This window comes from Candidatus Spyradosoma sp. SGI.093, assembly GCF_050314555.1.
In the GTDB taxonomy this organism is placed as follows: domain Bacteria; phylum Verrucomicrobiota; class Verrucomicrobiia; order Opitutales; family UBA953; genus Spyradosoma.
In genome coordinates, this window is sequence record NZ_JBNPNH010000005.1 from 88783 (window position 1) to 104439 (window position 15657).

Sequence of the window (15657 nt, forward strand, 5' to 3'; positions counted from 1 at the left end):
AAAGGGTTGCGGGTTCAGGCGGCGGAATCGCCGTATTTCTTCTGTAGCGCGTCCTTGACGGCCTGTTTCAACGCGGCGGCGAAGCCGTATCTGTCCTCGAGCACGTGTGTCACGCTTTCCCCGTCGAATTGCAGGTCGTAGAGAGTCAGGCAGAGCCCGCTCAGATCCGAAGGAAGCTTGGGCTTCAGGGCGTTCGGGCAGAACAGAAACGGTTTTTGGTCTCTGCCGATCGCGATGCCGATTTCGAAAAGCACGTTCAGGTTGAAACCCGTGTAGCTTTCGTCGGAGAAAGAAAAAGATTTTTGAGCTTTTTTCCCTTTGGGAGGGAGCTCGAGCAGGGGGTTCGCGGCCGCTACGTCGAAGACCAGCACGTCCGCTTCCTTGAAGCAGCGCTTGAAGCCGTCCAAAAGCGGTTCCGCTTGCGAAGCGCGCATGCGATGAATCTCGACCGCGACGGGTTTTTTATCGACGAATTTGGGCGCGCTTTTTTCGAGGAGCGTTCTGAGCGAGTTCCAGAAAACGTCGTTGCGGACGGTTTTGTTCTTGTGCCAGCCGTAGCCGACGTAAATGTTGATCCGACGGATTTTTTCGTCGGCTTGGGGAGAGTTTTCTTCGGGAATCATAAGATTTTCGAGCAGGAACGGGGTGAAGGTTCAGGATGCGTATTTCTGATCGGCGAAAGGTTTTTTGAGGAGCTTTTCGCGAAGGATGCGGCGGAGGAATTCTTCCGTGGACTCGCCGGCTTTTTGGGCGGCTTCGAGAACAAGCTCGTAGAGTTCGTCCGGCACGGAAACGCGGACGGATTTTTCTTCGAGGGGTTGTTCGTTAAGTGGAGTCATAACTTGTTTACGCAGTTGATTTTTAGCCAACTTGTTTGCGCAGTCAAGCCTTGAACGCGTGCCGCGCCGCCTTTCCGCTTGTTCGCGGGCAACTGATTATATAAGTTAGTTGCGATGCGAATGAAGATACTCGGGTGCAGATTGCCGCCGGAACTGTTCGCGCTTTTGGAAAAAGGCGCGAAGGAGCGGGGGTATCCGACGACGTCGTCGTTCGCGCGGGCGGTGCTGATCGAGAAGCTGGAGGCGCTCGGCTACGCGATTCGGCCCGAGTGGAAGGACATTTATTGGGGCGCGCGCACGGATCTGCCGAACCGCACGCGCGAGCGCGACAAGCGGAAGCCGGAAAGAGAACTTAAAGGTTAAAGCTTAAAGAGGAGGGCTTTTCGGGGGCGGCGCGCGGGAACGCGTTCTTCGCGGAAAAACTTCTTTTAACTTCCTTTGACTTCGCGGTTTTCTTCGCGTTCTTTGCGTTGAAGAAAAAACATCGCTTGCGCGGCGCGCGGGAACGTCCGTTTCCGTTCCGCGCTTGCGCGGAGCTGCGCGGCGGGGCATGCTTTGCGGGCATGAACGAAAAGCCTTTTTCGCCGAGAAAAAATTTCCGCCCGGGCGCGCGCGCGCCTTACGGGAACGCCGCGCGGCCGCGCCGTGAGCACGCGCCCGCGAGAAGCCTCACGCCGCCGACCGAAATCGGAGAGCGGCGGGAACCGTGGGTGCAGCTGCGCTACTTCACGTCGTCGCCGAACGTGTTCCCGAACTTCGTCGGCGCGACCTCCGACGGGATCGAGCCCGGCGCGCAGGTCGCCGTGTACGACAGGGACGGCGCGCCGCTCGGCTACGGTTTCTACAACGCGGGCGCGAACATTCCGCTGCGCATCTTCGCGCGCACGCCCGACGCGCTCTCGGAAAACTATTTCGAAAATCTCATCGAACGCGCCGTGCGGCTGCGCACGGAAACGCTGCGCCTGCCGGAGACGACGGACGCCTTCCGCGTCGTGCACGGCGACGCCGACGGGCTGAACGGGCTCGTCGTGGACAAATACGGCGACGTGCTCAGCGTGGAAATCTTCTCGCTGCCGGTCTTTCAGCGCATCCGCGGCTGGCTGCCGATCTTTCACCGTCTGCTCGGCACGACGAAGGAGACGATCCAGCTCGTCAAGGGCTTCGGCTCGATGGAGAACGCGCGCGGCTGCGACGATTCGCACACGCCCGGGCTGCGCGAAGTGAAGATCCGCGAGAACGGGATGCGCTTCGCGGTCGATTTCGAGAACGGCCACAAGACGGGCTTTTTCTGCGACCAGCGCGACAACCGCAAGAAGCTCGCGCAGTTCTGCGCGGGCAAGCGCGTGCTCGACCTGTGCTGCTACACGGGCGGTTTTTCGATCGCGGCGAAGACGCTCGGCGGCGCGGCGGAAGTGACGGGCGTCGATCTCGACGAGAACGCGGTCGCGCAGGCGAAGCGCAACGCGAACCTCAACCAGGCGCGCGTGAATTTCGTGCACGCGGACACGTTCACGTACGCGCGCCAGATGCAGGCGAACGGCGAGAAGTTCGACGTCGTCGTGCTCGACCCGCCGAAGCTCATCAACGGCAAGGACGACTACGAGGACGGTTTCGCGAAGTATCACGACATGAACAAGGTCGTGCTCCCGCTCGTGAAGGAAGGCGGGCTGTTCGTGACGAACTCGTGCTCGGGGCTGCTGCGCGTCGAAGATTTCGAGGCGCTGGTGATCCGCGTCGCGCACCGGCTCGGGCGGCGGCTGCAGATTCTCGACCGCACGGGCCCGGGCATGGATCACCCCGTGATGTCGAACTACCCCGAAGGCCGCTACCTGAAGGCGCTCTGGGCGATCGTGTGGTGAAGAGGAGGAGAATTTTTTACCACGGAAACACACGGAAAAGCACGGAAATGGATTCCGGAAAAGCGCTGATTCACGAGAACGAAAGCTACGCGATTCGCGGAGCGGTGTTCGAGGTTTATAAAAATCTCGGGAACGGTTTTCTCGAAGCCGTTTACCAGGAGGCGCTCGAAATGGAGTTCGAGAAGCGCGGAATCCCGTTCGCCGCGCAGCCGGAAATCAAAATCTTCTATTGCGGCGTCGAGATGAAGCAGCGCTATCGTCCGGACTTCGTCTGCTTCGACCGGATCGTGGTCGAACTGAAGGCGGTCGAGGCGCTTGCGCAGGTTCATACGGCGCAGATGATCAACTACCTGCGCGCGACGCGGCTCCCGCTCGGGCTGCTCGTCAATTTCGGAGCGTTCCCGCGAGCCGAAATCCGCCGTCTGCGCGTATGATTTTTACTACGGAAAAAGCACGGAATTCTTCACGGAAGGGCTCGGAAATGAGATTCGGTTCTGAACGCGGCGGCGAAAATTTTTGTTCGGTTTCGGCGTGTTTCCGTGAGGGCTTCAGTGAGCTTCCGTGGTGAGATTAACTTTTTTTTCATGCAAATTTTTTATGGACGCGATTCTTCCTTTTAAGATTTCCGTGCTGATCTTCATTCGGGACGCCGAAGGAAAATTTCTGATGATTCAGCGCAAAAAAGCCCCGAACAAGGGCTGCTGGAGCCCCGTCGGCGGCAAGCTCGAAATGGCGCTCGGCGAGTCGCCGTTCGAATGCGCGGTCCGCGAGGCGCGCGAGGAGACCGGCATCGAGCTGACGCCCGCCGACCTGCATCTCTTCGGCATGGTCTCCGAGCGCGGCTACGAAGGCAGCGGGCATTGGCTGATGTTCCTTTTCGACGCGCGCAAGCCGCTCGAGGCGCTCCCGCCCGAAATCGACGAAGGCGGGTTCGCGTTCTTCACGCGCGAGGAGATCGACGCCGCCGCGATTCCGCCGAGCGACCGCGTGCTCGTCTGGCCCGTGTTCGACGAACACGCCGCCGCGGGAACGTTTCTTGCCTACCGCGCGCAGTGCGGGAACGGCGCGCCCGAGCGCGTGGACGAGGAAAAAATCGGCTGAGAAAGGCGGCGCGTCATGGGATTTTTCGGAAACGTTTTCGCGAGGCTCTTCGGGCGCGCGCCGAAGAAAGGCGTTCCCGCCGCGGAGGCGCCCGAGGCGCGGGAGCAGGCGGTTTACGGCGAGCTCGTTGCGGCGGGCGCGTGCGAATTCGTCGCGAAGACGCCGCTCGGCGAAATCCGCGGCACCTGGCGCGGCGACGACGACGCGCCCGCGGGAACGCGCGTGAAGATCGTGCTGCCGTCGGAGATTTTCCGCATCGACGACTGCCCGCCGGAGGAGAATTTCTTCCGCCTTTCGGACGCGGGAACGCTGCGCGTCGCCGCCGCGGCGGATTTTTCCGGCGATCCCGAAGACGCCTTCGTCTGGTTTTTCCCCGAAGACGCGCAGGGCTTCCCGGCGGAAGGCGAATGACGCCGCCGCGTTCCCGCCGCGAGAAAATCGTTGCGGGAACGCGCGTTTGGCTGTTCCATCTTCCGCATTATGTCCGAAGAAGAAAACAACTCGAACCGGCAGGTCATCAGCCTGCAGTCCATCAGCCGCCAGTTTCTGAGCGCGCTGCAGCGCCAGTACGATCTGCTCGCCTTCAATCTCGCGGCGTCGCAGCACGTCAGCGAAGAAAACTACAACACGTTCAGCACGATGACGCGCGTCATGCCCGTCGCGCCCATGCACATGCCTTTCGAGGGCATGAAGACGTACGTCCGCGGGCTCATTCTGCGCCAGACGCTGAACGACCTTCTCGGCATCGCCGCGGCGTGCATGGACAGCTGCCATCTGCTCTGCACGCTCATCGCCAACAAGGAGGCGATGGACAAGGATCCGAAGGCGACCAACGAGCTCGTCGGGCGCAAGCAGCAGGCGTTCGTCAATTCCTCCGTGCCCGACAAGTTCGAGGCGTTCGAAAAGGAATTCGGCATCACCAATTCGCTTGAGGACGCGGTCGTCGCGCTCGGCATCGCGCTTGGCTCGCTGATGCGCCGCAACGGCGTCGTCACCGCGGAAGACGTGGACGACGACGGCGAGCTCGCGTTCGAGTTCAAGACCGTGCAGACGATCCAGCCGCTGAAGCCCGAGGACAAGCCGGAAGTGCGACTCGCGGACACGCGCCGCGCGTTCAAGGTCGGCGACACGATCGACCTCACGAACAGCGAGTTGCTCTCGCTCAACGTCACCGTCGCGGACTTCTTCCACAAGCTTTTCAGGGCGGTGGACGCGTTCGGCGAAAAGACGCTCGGGAAAGGAAGCGCGCCCCATGCGGAAAACTGAGAAAACCGCGCGTTCCCGCCGCGCGGCGTTCGCGCTGGCGGCGCTCGCGCTCTGCCTGCTCGCGGGCGCGTGCTCGTCGGGGCCGAAGGTCATCCACCTCGGCGCGGGCGACGCTTCGCGCGTGACGATTCAGACTCCGTGAGGAGTTTCGAGGCGCAGCGGAAATTTTTTTCGCGGCGTTCTCCCGTCGTTTTTTTCCGTGAAGACTTCCGCTCTTTCCGGCGTCGCCGCTCTCTGGGTCGCGACGCTTTATTTCACGCAGGGGCTGCCGAACGCCGTCGTCGATCTCGTCGCGCCCGTCGCGATGAAGGACCTCGGCTTCGACAACGCCGTCATCACGACGGTCGCCGCGTGGGCGTATCTGCCGTGGACGCTGAAGGCGCTTTGGAGCCCGCTCGTGGACAGCGTCGGGCGCAAGCGCGCGTGGATTTTCGGCACGCAGGCGGCGGGAGCGCTGCTGCTCGGCGCGCTCGCGGCGGCGTTCTTCTTCGGCGTTCCCGCGCTCGGCATCGTCGCGGCGCTTTTCGCGGTCGCCGTCGTCTCGGCGACGCACGACATCGCGGCGGACGGCTTCTACATGCTCGCGTTGGATTCGGGGCGGCAGGCGTTCTATTCGGGCTGGCGCAGCACGTTCTTCCGGCTTTCGCAGATCTTCGCCAAGGGCGGCGTGATCGCGGCGGCGGGCGTGCTCATCGCGAACGAGGTTCCCGCGGGAACGGCGTGGACGCAGGTGTTCGTCGGGCTCGCGCTGCTTTCGGGCGCGCTCGCGTTCTTTCACGCGGCGGCGCTGCCGCGCCCGGCGAACGACGTTCCCGCGGGAACGCGCGGCGGCTCGCTTTTCGGCGACTTCGCGGACACGTGGAAAAGTTTCTTCAAAAAGGAACGGATCGGCTTCCTGCTGCTTTTCCTGCTGTTCTTCCGCTTCGGCGAAGTGCAGATCGGCGCGGTCTCGCCGCTGTTCTTCAAGGACGCGCTCGAGCACGGCGGGCTCGCGCTGGACAACCGCGCGCTCGGGCTGCTCAACGGCACGTTCGGCGTCGCGGCGATGCTCGCGGGCGGCGTGCTCGCGGGCTGGCTCGTCTCGCGCAACGGTCTGCGCGCGTGGCTGTTCCCGATGATTCTGCTGCTGAACGTGCCGGACCTCATCTACGTCGCGTTCGCGCACGCGCAGCCCTCGGCGCTCCCGCTCGTCGGCGCGGGCATCGTGGTCGAGATGTTCGGCTACGGCTTCGGCTTCACGGGCTACATGCTCTACATGCTGCACGCGTGCGCGGGAACGCGGCGCGCCGTCGCGCACTACGCGATCTGCACGGGCTTCATGGCGCTGGGCGCGATGTTGCCGAAATTCTGGGCGGGCGCGCTGCAGGAGCGGATCGGTTACGAGGCGTTCTTCTGGTGGGCGATTCTGTGCACGATTCCCGGATTCTGGCTCGTCGCGCGCGCGCGGCGGACGCTTCCCGCGGACTTCGGCAAGGCCGCCGCCCGCTGACGCCAGCCGAACGTTCCCGCGACTTTTCGGGGGCGCGCGGTTTTGTCTTTGCGTCTCGGCGACTTTGGGGGAGAATGGACGCATGAAAAATCTTGCCATACTTCTTTCCGCCGCGGCGCTGGGCGTCGCGTTCCCGTGCGCGGACGCCGCGCCGGAAGCTCCGCGCGCAGCCGCGGTTCCCGCCGCCTCGCGCGACGTCTCCGTTCTCGTGCTCGTGCGCGACGCGTCGGGCAAGGCTCTTTTCCGCGACGCCCGCGGGAACGTCGCCGCCGCCGTCGCGGGCGCGCTCGCGCTGCCGGGACTCGCGCCGATCGCGCCGGATTTTCTTGAGAACGCCGCGGGCGGGGACGCCTTCCTTTCCGGGCTTTCGACCGCCGACGCGGCGAGCGCCTCGGGCGCGGACTGCGTGCTCGAGCTGCGTCTCGGCGCGCCGCTCGAAACGAAGCGCGGCGGCACCGTCTACGCGCGTCAGACGGTTTTCTACGCGCTGTATTCCGCGACGGGAACGGCGCTCGCGTCCGGACACGTCTCCAAGATTTTCGACGCTCCGGAAACGAACGCCGAGCTGCGCGAGCTCCGCGTCGTCGAGACCGCGGAAGAGGCGGTCGCCGAGCTTTCCGAAAAAATCGCTTCGGGCGAAGTGAAGCCCGTTCCCGCCGACGCCGCCTACGGCGCGGTGGAAGTCTCCTGCGTCGTCGAGGCGCCGGCGTTCCCGCTCGTCGAGGAAAAGCCGGACGGCACGTTCGCGATCGCGGACGTGCCCGCGCGCGTCGCCGTGCCGGGCGTTTCGCTGAAGATCGGCGGGCTGGACTACACGCTTTCGCCGAACGGCGCGCCGACGACGCTGAAGCTGCCGCTCGGGCGCGCGCTGCGCGTTTCCGTCTCGCACCGCGACCTCGTTCCCGAAACGCGGACGGTGAAGCTCGCCGCGGGCGACGGGCTGACGTTCGCGCTTTCGCTGACGGACGCGGCGAAGGCGCGCTGGCTCGCGGATCTCGCGGCGATGAACGCCGTCGTCTCCGCCGCGAAGGACGCCGCCGTCGCGCGCGGCGCCGCGGGAACGCTCACCGCCGCCGAGGCGGAAAAGCTGCGCGGCATCGCGAAATTCTGGGAAAATTCCGGCATGAAGATCACGCGCAGCACGACGCGGAAATTCTCCGCCGAAACCAAAATCGCCGAAAGCGAAGACGACGCGGGCGTTCCCGCGGACGAACCCGAAGCGAAATGACGATGCGCGACGAGAACGCCGCTTACGACGTCGCCGTCGTCGGGCTCGGCCCCGCGGGCGCGACTTTCGCGCGCCTGCTCGCGCCGCGTTTCCGCGTCGTCGCGTTCGACCGCAAGGCGGCTTCGCCGGACGCGCCGGGCTTCCGCAAGCCCTGCGGCGGGCTGCTCGCGGAGGACGCGCAGCGCGCGCTCGCGCGGCAGGGGCTCGCGCTGCCGAACGCCGTTCTCGCCGACCCGCAGCTCTTCGCCGTGCGCACGATCGACCTTTGCCGCGGGCACGAGCGCACGTACCGCCGCTTCTACGTCAACATGGACCGGCACCGGTTCGACCTCTGGCTCAAGTCGCTCGTTCCCGCGTCGGTCCGCGTGCGCCACGAGGCGAGCGTGCGCGGCTTTTCGCGCGGCGCGGACGGGCTTTGGCGCGTGACGTATTTCGAAGGCGGGAACGAAAAGACGCTGCTCGCGCGCGCGGTCGTCGGCGCGGACGGCGCGGCGTCGCTCGTGCGGCGGACGCTGTTCCCGCGCCATAAGATCCGCAGCTACACGGCGGTGCAGCAGTGGTTCCCCGACCGCCAGCCCGCGCCGCTCTACGCGTGCTTTTTCGACGAACGGCTCTCGGACTGCTACGGCTGGGCGATTTCGAAGGACGGCGCGCTGGTCTTCGGCGCGGCGTTCCCGCGCGAAAATTCCGCGCGCGCCTACGAGCTGTTGCGGGAACGCGCCGAGGGATTCGGATTCGTATTGAAAAATCCCATACGCACGGAAGCCTGCCAGGTGCTCCGCCCGGAGCGCGCGCGCGATTTCCGGCTCGGCGTTCCCGAGGGCGCGTTTCTGCTCGGCGAGGCGGCGGGCTTCATTTCGCCGAGCTCGCTCGAGGGCATGAGCTACGCGCTCGATTCCGCGGAGGCGCTCGCGGACGCCTTCGGCGGCGACGCGGCGTTTTCGCCCGAAAAGATCTTCGCCCGCTACCGCGCGGGAACGCGGAAGATCCGGCTCAAACTGCTTTCCAAAATTCTGAAGAATCCTTTCATGTACAACCCGACGATGCGTTCTCTCGTGATGCGGAGCGGGCTCGCGGCGGAAAAGATCCGCGGCGGGAACGCCGACGAAGGAAAAGGAGGCCGCGCATGAAGCTGATGGTCCTCGACGGCAACAGCGTCATCAACCGCGCGTTCTACGGCGTGCGGATCCTCTCGACGCGCGACGGCGTCTTCACGAACGCCGTCTTCGGCTTTCTCGGCATTCTCTCCAGGCTGCTCGACGAGGAAAAGCCCGACGCGCTCTGCGTCTGCTTCGACGTGCATGCGCCGACGTTCCGCCACGAAAAATTCGCCGACTACAAGGCGCACCGCAAGCCGATGCCGGAAGAGCTGCGGCCGCAGATTCCGCTGATGAAGGAAGTGCTCGCCGCGATGCGCGTGCCGACCTACGAGCTCGCCGGCTGGGAGGCGGACGACCTCATCGGCACGATCGGCGCGCGCTGTTCGGAGCAGGGCGTCGAGTGCGTCGTCGTCACCGGCGACCGCGATTCGCTGCAGCTGGTGGACGCGAACGTGCGCGTGAAGCTCGTCGTCTCGCGTATGGGAAAAACGGATACGAAGGACTACACGCCGGAGACGTTCCGCGAGGAATACGGATTCGAGCCGGAAAAGATCGTCGATCTGAAGGCGCTCTGGGGCGACGCGTCGGACAACATTCCCGGCGTCGACGGCATTGGCGAAAAGACCGCGCGCGAGCTCGTCTCGCGTTTCGGAGGAATCGAAAAGATCTACGCGGATCTCGACGCGCTCGACGTGCGCGATTCCGTGAAGAAGCGGCTGCTCGCGGGGCGGGAAAGCGCGTTCGCGTCGCACGATCTCGCGACGATCCGCCGCGACGCTCCGATCGCCTTCGCCCCCGAAGCGAATCTGCGGCGCGAGTTCGACGTTCCCGCGCTCTACGCGATTTTCCGTCGGCTCGAATTTTCCAAGTTCATCGCGAAGTGGAACCTCGCGCCCGCCGACGCGGACGCCGCGGCGGACCTGCCGCTCTTCGCGGGAACGGAGGAGGCGCCGAAACCTGCGGAGACGGACGTCGGCGCGCTGCTCGAAGCCTGCCGCCGCGCCGAGCGCGTGTTCGTGCGCGTCCCGGAAAGCGGTGACGGCACGGGCGTTCCCGCGGGAACGGGCGCGGACGCCGCGGCGCTTTTCCCGCGCGTCGAAATCGCGGCGGGAACGCTCGTCGGCGCGTTCGAGGCGGCGCGTTTTTCGGCGGCGGAATGGCGCGCGTTTCTGGAAAAACTTTTTTCGGCGGACGTCCGCAAAGTCTCCGCCGACGTGAAGACGCTGCTGCGGAAATGCGCGGCGGCGGGGCTGCCGGGCGAAGGCTTCGTCTTCGACGTCGCGCTCGCCGCCTACGTGCTCGACCCGCTGAAGAAGCCCGACGTTCCCGAGAATCCCGCGGAATGGAGCGCGCTCTTCGACGCGCAGAACGCGGCGCTGGAGCGCGAGGGCATGGCGAAGCTCTACCGCGAAATCGAGTTCCCGCTCTGCGCCGCGCTCGCGGAGACGGAGGCGCGCGGATTCGCCGTCGACCGCGGGAAGATCGAGGCCTTCGTCGCCGACGCGGACAAGCGCGCCGACGCCGTCCGACGCGAAATCTTCGCGATCGCGGGAACGGAGTTCAACCTGAACTCGCCGAAGCAGCTCGGCGAATTCCTTTTCGAAAAATTGGAACTGCCTGCCGGGAAAAAGACGAAGACCGGCTATTCGACGGACGCGGAGACGCTCAAGGAGCTCGCGCCGCTGCATCCCGCCGTCGCGAAGATCGTCGAGTTCCGCCAGTTCACGAAGCTCAGGACGATCGCCGAAGGGCTGCTCGCCGCGATCGAGGCGGACGGGCGCATCCGCACGACGTTCAACATGACGGCGACGGCGACCGGGCGGCTCAGCTCCTCGAATCCGAATCTGCAGAACGTTCCCGCGCGCGGCGAGATCGGCGGCGAGCTGCGGCGCATGTTCGTCGCGGCGCCCGGGAACGTGCTCGTGGACGCGGACTATTCGCAGATCGAGCTGCGCGTGCTCGCGCACGTCTCCGGAGACGAGGCGATGCGGCGCGCGTTCCGCGAGGGCGGAGACATCCACGCCGCGACCGCGTGCGGCGTCTTCCGCGTCGAGCCGGAACAGATCACGCCGACGATGCGCCGCCACGCCAAGGCGGTGAATTTCGGAATCGTTTACGGCGTCGGCGAATTTTCGCTCGCGAAGTCGCTCGGCATCACGCGCAAGGCGGCGAAGACCTACATCGAAAACTATCTCGCCGAATATTCGGGCGTGCGCGACTACATGAAGCGCGTCGTCGAAAAGGCGAAGGAGGACGGCTTCGTCGCGACGCTGCTCGGTCGCCGGCGGGCGCTCCCGGAGCTGAGCTCGTCGAACCGCAATCTGCGCGCCTTCGGCGAACGCGTCGCGCTCAACGCGCCGATTCAGGGCACGGCGGCGGACGTCATCAAGATCGCCATGCTGCGCGTGCGCGCGCGTCTGAAGCGGGAAGTGCCCGCGGCGGGACTCGTCCTGCAGATCCACGACGAGCTCATCGTCGAGACGCCGGCGGCGGAAGCGGAAAAGACGGCGCGCCTGCTTTCGGAGGAGATGGAGGCGGCGTTCCCGCTCGCGGTGCCGCTCGTCGCGGACGCCTCCGTCGGCGCGAACTGGCTCGAAGCCCACGCGTGACGGACGCGCGCGGGCTTCGGCCGCCGCTCACTGCTCGTCGCTCTCGGACGCGCCGTTCCCGCGCGCGAAGAGATTCGAAAGCGTGAAGCGGCCGCCGCCGAAGAGCGCGAGCGCCAGCGCCGCGCCGATGAAGAGCAGATGGTATTCCACGCCTTCGCCGGGCTGCTTTCCCGACCAGTTCATGAAAAAGCCGTTTTCGAGATGGTAGCGCGCCGCGCCCGCCATCAGCACGACGAGCAGCGCCGCGCAGACGCGCGGGAACACGCCCAGAATCAGCAGAATCGGCACGACGAATTCCGTGAAAATCGCCGCGCCCGCCAACGGCGCGGGAATGCCCAGCTTTTCCGTGAAGCCCGTCCAGGTCGCTTCGAGCCCGCTCCCGCCGAACGCGCCCAGGACCTTCTGCGCCCCGTGGGGGAAAATCGCGACGGCGACCGCCGCGCGGAGTAAGAATTTTCCGGCGTCTTCCGAAAACGCCGCCGTCGCGCTCTGTAAGGAATTTTTCATGACGCGGATTAAGCGCGCGCCGCGCGGAAATTTGTCTTCCCGCGGGAGCGGCGTCGCGTTTTTCGGGAAATCTTGCGCAAAATTTTTCTTGAATCGCCTTGCGCAACGGGAAATAATTTTCTCAACTGAAATCGGCAGTCGAGCCGAAGAAATTTTTTAACCCGAATGACCCATGAAATCTAAAATCACCGAATTGTGTCTGATGTCTGCGGCGCTCGTCGCCTGCGCCGTTCCCGCGCTCGCCGCCGAACTGCCTTCACCGGCGAGCGGCGAGGATGCGACGGCGCTCGTCGTCGTCTGTCTTCTCGCGCTGATTCCCGTCGCGGCGTACGTCTTCATTCAGGTTTCCGCCGTGCGCGGATTCCGTTGCGTCCGCAAGGCGAAGGTGCGCCTGGCGATCGAGCAGGCGCGCATTCATAAGCGGATTCCCGTTCCCGCGACGGAGGCGCCGGAGGCGCGCGCGCGGGCGGAGGCGCTTTTCGCGGAATACTCCGAAAAATGGCTCGGCGGCGTGAAATTCGACGCGCTGCGCGACGGCAAGGGAATCGCTTCAAGCGGCGCGGCGACGGAAGCCGCGTTCGCGACGCTCGAAGCGATGAAGGCCGTTCCCGGCGTCGGCGGCGACCGCGTCGCGGCGGACATGCTCAACGTCTTCGGCGAGTACGCGAACCGGAGCCAGGAGCGCGAAAACATCCACGTCAGCAGGTTTTCCGCTTCCGGATATCCTGCGCTCTTCGGCTGGCCCGTCGTCGTGGGCGCTCCGATCTTCGCGGTCGCGATGGTCGCGCTTTGGATTTTCCTCGGCGTGAACGAAGGTCTGCCCGCGTGGGCCCACGTCGTGTTCGCGCTGCTCGTCGTCATGTCGCTCGCCAACGCGTTCGTCTGCTACACGAACGTGGCGGCGTCGAAGATCGTCTTCCTCGCGCCGCGCCGCCTGGTCGCGAAGTCGCTTGAAGAACCTTGGATGAGGTGGTCGCTCAAGGCCCTCGTCTGGGGGAGCAAAATCGATCGGGGATTCTGTTCTCATCTGAACGAAGCTCTGAGGAACAACACCTACTATCAGATCGACAGGCAGAACGACCGCATTCTGTATTGGACGGATTACGAGGCGGCGTGGATGAGCGCGACTTACGTCAACGCGTTCAAGAAAGGCATTCACGCGCAGATCATTCAGATTGTCTACGTTTTCGTCCTCCCGTGGAAGACGCCGAAGATTTATCGCCGCAACTTCGAGTCCGAAGACTGAAAAATTCACCTCTTTCTCTGAAAAAATGAAAACCGCATTGAAAAAATCGGTCGCGACGGGAGCGTTTCTGCTCGCGGGCGCGACGTTCGCTTTCGCCGGCGACGCCAAGGGCGTCGCCGATTCCATCGGGCTCGGCGTCCAGTTCTTCCTCTTTTTCTGGATCGCTTCGTCGGTGATTCTGATGGCGATTTACGGCAGGAAATGGCTGAAGGCTTATAATGAACTTCCGCTGCCGGAAGTCGCGGCTTCCCGAGAGGGAACGCTCGAGCCCGGCGAGCTCGACCCCGTCGGTGAGCTGCGTCTCGCGTGCGTGGAGCATTGCCACGAGTTCACCGACGTCGACGGCGAGAAATACGTCTGCTTCGACAGCTACAAGGAGGCGATGCAGATGCGGAGCAAAATCGTCCGCTTCCTCTCCGAATCGCCTTCGCTGACGGAGAACCAGGCCTCGATGCTGAACGGCGTGATCGCGATCTGCAACGCCTCGCTCAAGCGGATCGACGGGCGCGTCTTTCTTTCCAAGGCGGCGAAGGTCATCGTCTGGATTTATTGGGGGCTGCTGATTCTCGGGCTCGTCATGATACTCGTTCAGGCGTTTTCGTTCACTTCTTACAAATGGGACTGGAACATATTCTTCATGGGCGTCATCGGCGTTCCGATCAACGCGTACTGCTTGTGGCAGTTCTTTCTGGCGACGCGCATCGCATATCAGATTCCGTTCTGCAGCTACGAGCAGTATCGCGCTTCCTGGCCCGTCAGGTTTTACGACAAGGCGTGGATCTGGCTCACGGCTTCGACCGCTTCCGGAGCCGCGGCGGGGCTCGCCTACAGCGCCACGTCCGACGTGACCGTTTACAGAGACAGCGAGGGCAGAACTTGGAAGAGCGAGAGCTCCAATTTCGGAGCGGGGATGTGCTTGATGTGCGTCGCGCTGATGCTCGGCTTCATGTGCGGCGGATTTCTTTTCTTCGTCGTTCAGCCGATTCTCATGATGTGGCTCTTCAAAAAGCATTTCATCGACTGCGAAGACGACCCGGGACCGACCGCGCCGATATGGCGACGACCCAAGTTCCCGATCTGGGCTTCGCTCGTCTGCGGCGGCGCCGTGGGTTTGCTCGTGATGACGTCGAGTCTCGTCGATCTGATGATGAGATCTTCTTCCGACGCGCCCGCGTCTGAAAAGGCGAAGACGGAGCAGGTCGAGAAGGCGGACGCGACGCCCGCCGCCGACGACGCGAAGAAGGCGGCCCCCGCGGCGGAAACGCCGAAGAGCGAAGAACCCGCGAAGACCGTTCCCGAGAAGAAGGACTCGAATAAGGCTGTTCCCGTGAAGACGGACTTGACGCCCGTCGAGCGCGCGCTTGCCGACGTTCCGACGGACGCGAAGGCGCTCAAACGGGCTTACGCGGACGAGCGGCTCGTCTGGCGCGAAGGCGATTCGCGCGAGCTGCTTGCGTTCGCCCGCGCGGTGCGGCTTCTGCAGTTCGACGTCGCCGCGGCGCTCCTCGAAGCGACGCCAACGCTCGCGAAGGCGACGATTCAGGATCGTTTCGACGTGCAGACGACGCTCGTTTTCGCGACCCGTCGGGAAGCACGCGCGACGGACAATCCCGCGGCGCTCGCGCTCCTAAAGGCGCTCCTTGCCGCGGGCGCGGACGTGAACGCTGTTTCCGAGAAAGGACAGACGGCGCTGAGCTATGCGGCACGCCACAAACGCTACGAAACCGCGCGCGTGCTTGTCGCTGCGGGCGCGAAGGCGGAATACGAGTACAAGGGACGAAAGGCGTCTGTGCGCACGCTCGTGCGCGACGACGAAACGCTGAAGGCGATTCTGCCTCCGGAACCGAAGACGCCCGCGGCGGCGACGCCTGCTCCCGCGCGGAAATCGCGTCCGCAGGCCGCCGCGCCGCAGCCCGCCGCGAAGCGACCCGCGCCTTCCCGCGGAAACGCGAAGCCCGCCGCGGGCGCTCCCGCCACGCCCGAAGCTCTCGCGGCGTCGGTCGCGTCGGCGAACGTCGCGGAGACGAAGCGGATTCTCGCCGCGGGCGTGAAGCCGAGCGACGACGTCATGTACGCCGCCGTGCGCAAAAACAACGCGGACGTGCTCGCGGCTCTGCTCGCCCACGGCGGGAACGCGAACGCCAGGCACGGCGAGATGCCGATTCTGTTCTACTGCCCTTATCGCGGGAACATCGCGTGCGCGAAGCTCCTCGTGGACGCCGGCGCGGACACGAACTTCACCGTGCGCGTTTCCGGGACGATGACTTATCGGACGTTCCTGAAGAACCGCAAGGGAACCGAACTGCTCGCCTACATCGATCGGAAGAAGGGCGCCAAATAAGTCCGTTCCCCGGTTTCCGGGACGCAAAAAAAAAGACGAAGCTCGCGGAGGCGGCTTCGTCTTTTTTCGTCG

General features: G+C 64.5%; 16 protein-coding genes. 13 read left to right on the forward strand and 3 right to left on the reverse strand.

Annotation, left to right across the window (positions count from 1 at the left end):
• Window positions 1–14: 14 nt before the first annotated feature.
• Both ACQREB_RS06385 and ACQREB_RS06390 read right to left on the reverse strand, forming a co-directional pair.
• Window positions 15–623: a hypothetical protein gene (locus tag ACQREB_RS06385; RefSeq protein ID WP_427766698.1), complete on the reverse strand. Its 609-nt coding sequence runs from the start codon at window positions 621–623 to the stop codon at window positions 15–17.
• A gap of 30 nt (window positions 624–653) precedes the next feature.
• Window positions 654–839, reverse strand: a complete 186-nt coding sequence (locus ACQREB_RS06390; RefSeq protein WP_427766700.1) for a ribbon-helix-helix protein, CopG family — start codon at window positions 837–839, stop codon at window positions 654–656.
• A gap of 120 nt (window positions 840–959) precedes the next feature.
• On the opposite strand from ACQREB_RS06390, the gene ACQREB_RS06395 reads away from it, so the two are divergent.
• The 11 genes from ACQREB_RS06395 to ACQREB_RS06445 all read left to right on the forward strand — a co-directional run bounded on the left by ACQREB_RS06395 (window position 960) and on the right by ACQREB_RS06445 (window position 11491).
• The gene (locus ACQREB_RS06395) at window positions 960–1202 is read left to right on the forward strand and encodes a hypothetical protein (RefSeq protein ID WP_427766703.1); all 243 of its coding nucleotides are present in this window, start codon (window positions 960–962) and stop codon (window positions 1200–1202) included.
• Between the two features lie 200 nt (window positions 1203–1402).
• Window positions 1403–2698, forward strand: coding sequence for a class I SAM-dependent rRNA methyltransferase (locus ACQREB_RS06400; RefSeq protein WP_427766705.1), 1296 nt, complete (start codon window positions 1403–1405; stop codon window positions 2696–2698).
• A 47-nt stretch (window positions 2699–2745) separates the two neighbouring features.
• Window positions 2746–3132, forward strand: a complete 387-nt coding sequence (locus ACQREB_RS06405; RefSeq protein ID WP_427766707.1) for a GxxExxY protein — start codon at window positions 2746–2748, stop codon at window positions 3130–3132.
• Between the two features lie 163 nt (window positions 3133–3295).
• Entirely contained in the window at window positions 3296–3799 is a 504-nt protein-coding gene (locus ACQREB_RS06410; RefSeq protein WP_427766708.1) for an NUDIX hydrolase, read from the forward strand.
• Between the two features lie 15 nt (window positions 3800–3814).
• Window positions 3815–4210 carry a hypothetical protein gene (locus ACQREB_RS06415; RefSeq protein WP_427766710.1) on the forward strand — a complete coding sequence of 132 codons (396 nt, stop codon included), beginning with the start codon at window positions 3815–3817 and terminating at the stop codon, window positions 4208–4210.
• Between the two features lie 69 nt (window positions 4211–4279).
• Complete coding sequence (locus ACQREB_RS06420) at window positions 4280–5065, forward strand: hypothetical protein (RefSeq protein ID WP_427766712.1); 786 nt, start codon at window positions 4280–4282, stop codon at window positions 5063–5065.
• Window positions 5052–5207: a hypothetical protein gene (locus ACQREB_RS06425; RefSeq protein ID WP_427766714.1), complete on the forward strand. Its 156-nt coding sequence runs from the start codon at window positions 5052–5054 to the stop codon at window positions 5205–5207. The genes ACQREB_RS06420 and ACQREB_RS06425 overlap by 14 nt, the downstream gene beginning before the upstream one ends.
• A 57-nt stretch (window positions 5208–5264) precedes the next feature.
• Window positions 5265–6554 (forward strand): MFS transporter, encoded by a 1290-nt coding sequence (locus ACQREB_RS06430; protein WP_427766716.1) that lies wholly within the window; start codon window positions 5265–5267, stop codon window positions 6552–6554.
• A gap of 82 nt (window positions 6555–6636) precedes the next feature.
• The gene (locus ACQREB_RS06435; RefSeq protein ID WP_427766718.1) at window positions 6637–7782 is read left to right on the forward strand and encodes a hypothetical protein; all 1146 of its coding nucleotides are present in this window, start codon (window positions 6637–6639) and stop codon (window positions 7780–7782) included.
• A complete protein-coding gene (locus tag ACQREB_RS06440) occupies window positions 7779–8912 on the forward strand; it encodes an FAD-binding protein (RefSeq protein WP_427766720.1) in 1134 nt (377 codons plus the stop codon). Before ACQREB_RS06435 ends, ACQREB_RS06440 begins: the two co-directional genes overlap by 4 nt.
• Window positions 8909–11491 carry a DNA polymerase I gene (locus ACQREB_RS06445; RefSeq protein ID WP_427766722.1) on the forward strand — a complete coding sequence of 861 codons (2583 nt, stop codon included), beginning with the start codon at window positions 8909–8911 and terminating at the stop codon, window positions 11489–11491. The genes ACQREB_RS06440 and ACQREB_RS06445 overlap by 4 nt, the downstream gene beginning before the upstream one ends.
• Before the next feature lie 27 nt (window positions 11492–11518).
• Here ACQREB_RS06445 and ACQREB_RS06450 read toward each other — a convergent pair whose 3' ends face one another.
• Window positions 11519–11998 carry a DoxX family protein gene (locus tag ACQREB_RS06450; protein WP_427766725.1) on the reverse strand — a complete coding sequence of 160 codons (480 nt, stop codon included), beginning with the start codon at window positions 11996–11998 and terminating at the stop codon, window positions 11519–11521.
• 172 nt (window positions 11999–12170) lie between these two features.
• Here ACQREB_RS06450 and ACQREB_RS06455 point away from each other — a divergent pair, with 172 nt between their 5' ends.
• Window positions 12171–13244: a hypothetical protein gene (locus ACQREB_RS06455; RefSeq protein WP_427766728.1), complete on the forward strand. Its 1074-nt coding sequence runs from the start codon at window positions 12171–12173 to the stop codon at window positions 13242–13244.
• A 25-nt stretch (window positions 13245–13269) separates the two neighbouring features.
• The gene (locus ACQREB_RS06460; RefSeq protein WP_427766731.1) at window positions 13270–15585 is read left to right on the forward strand and encodes an ankyrin repeat domain-containing protein; all 2316 of its coding nucleotides are present in this window, start codon (window positions 13270–13272) and stop codon (window positions 15583–15585) included.
• Window positions 15586–15657 lie beyond the last annotated feature (72 nt).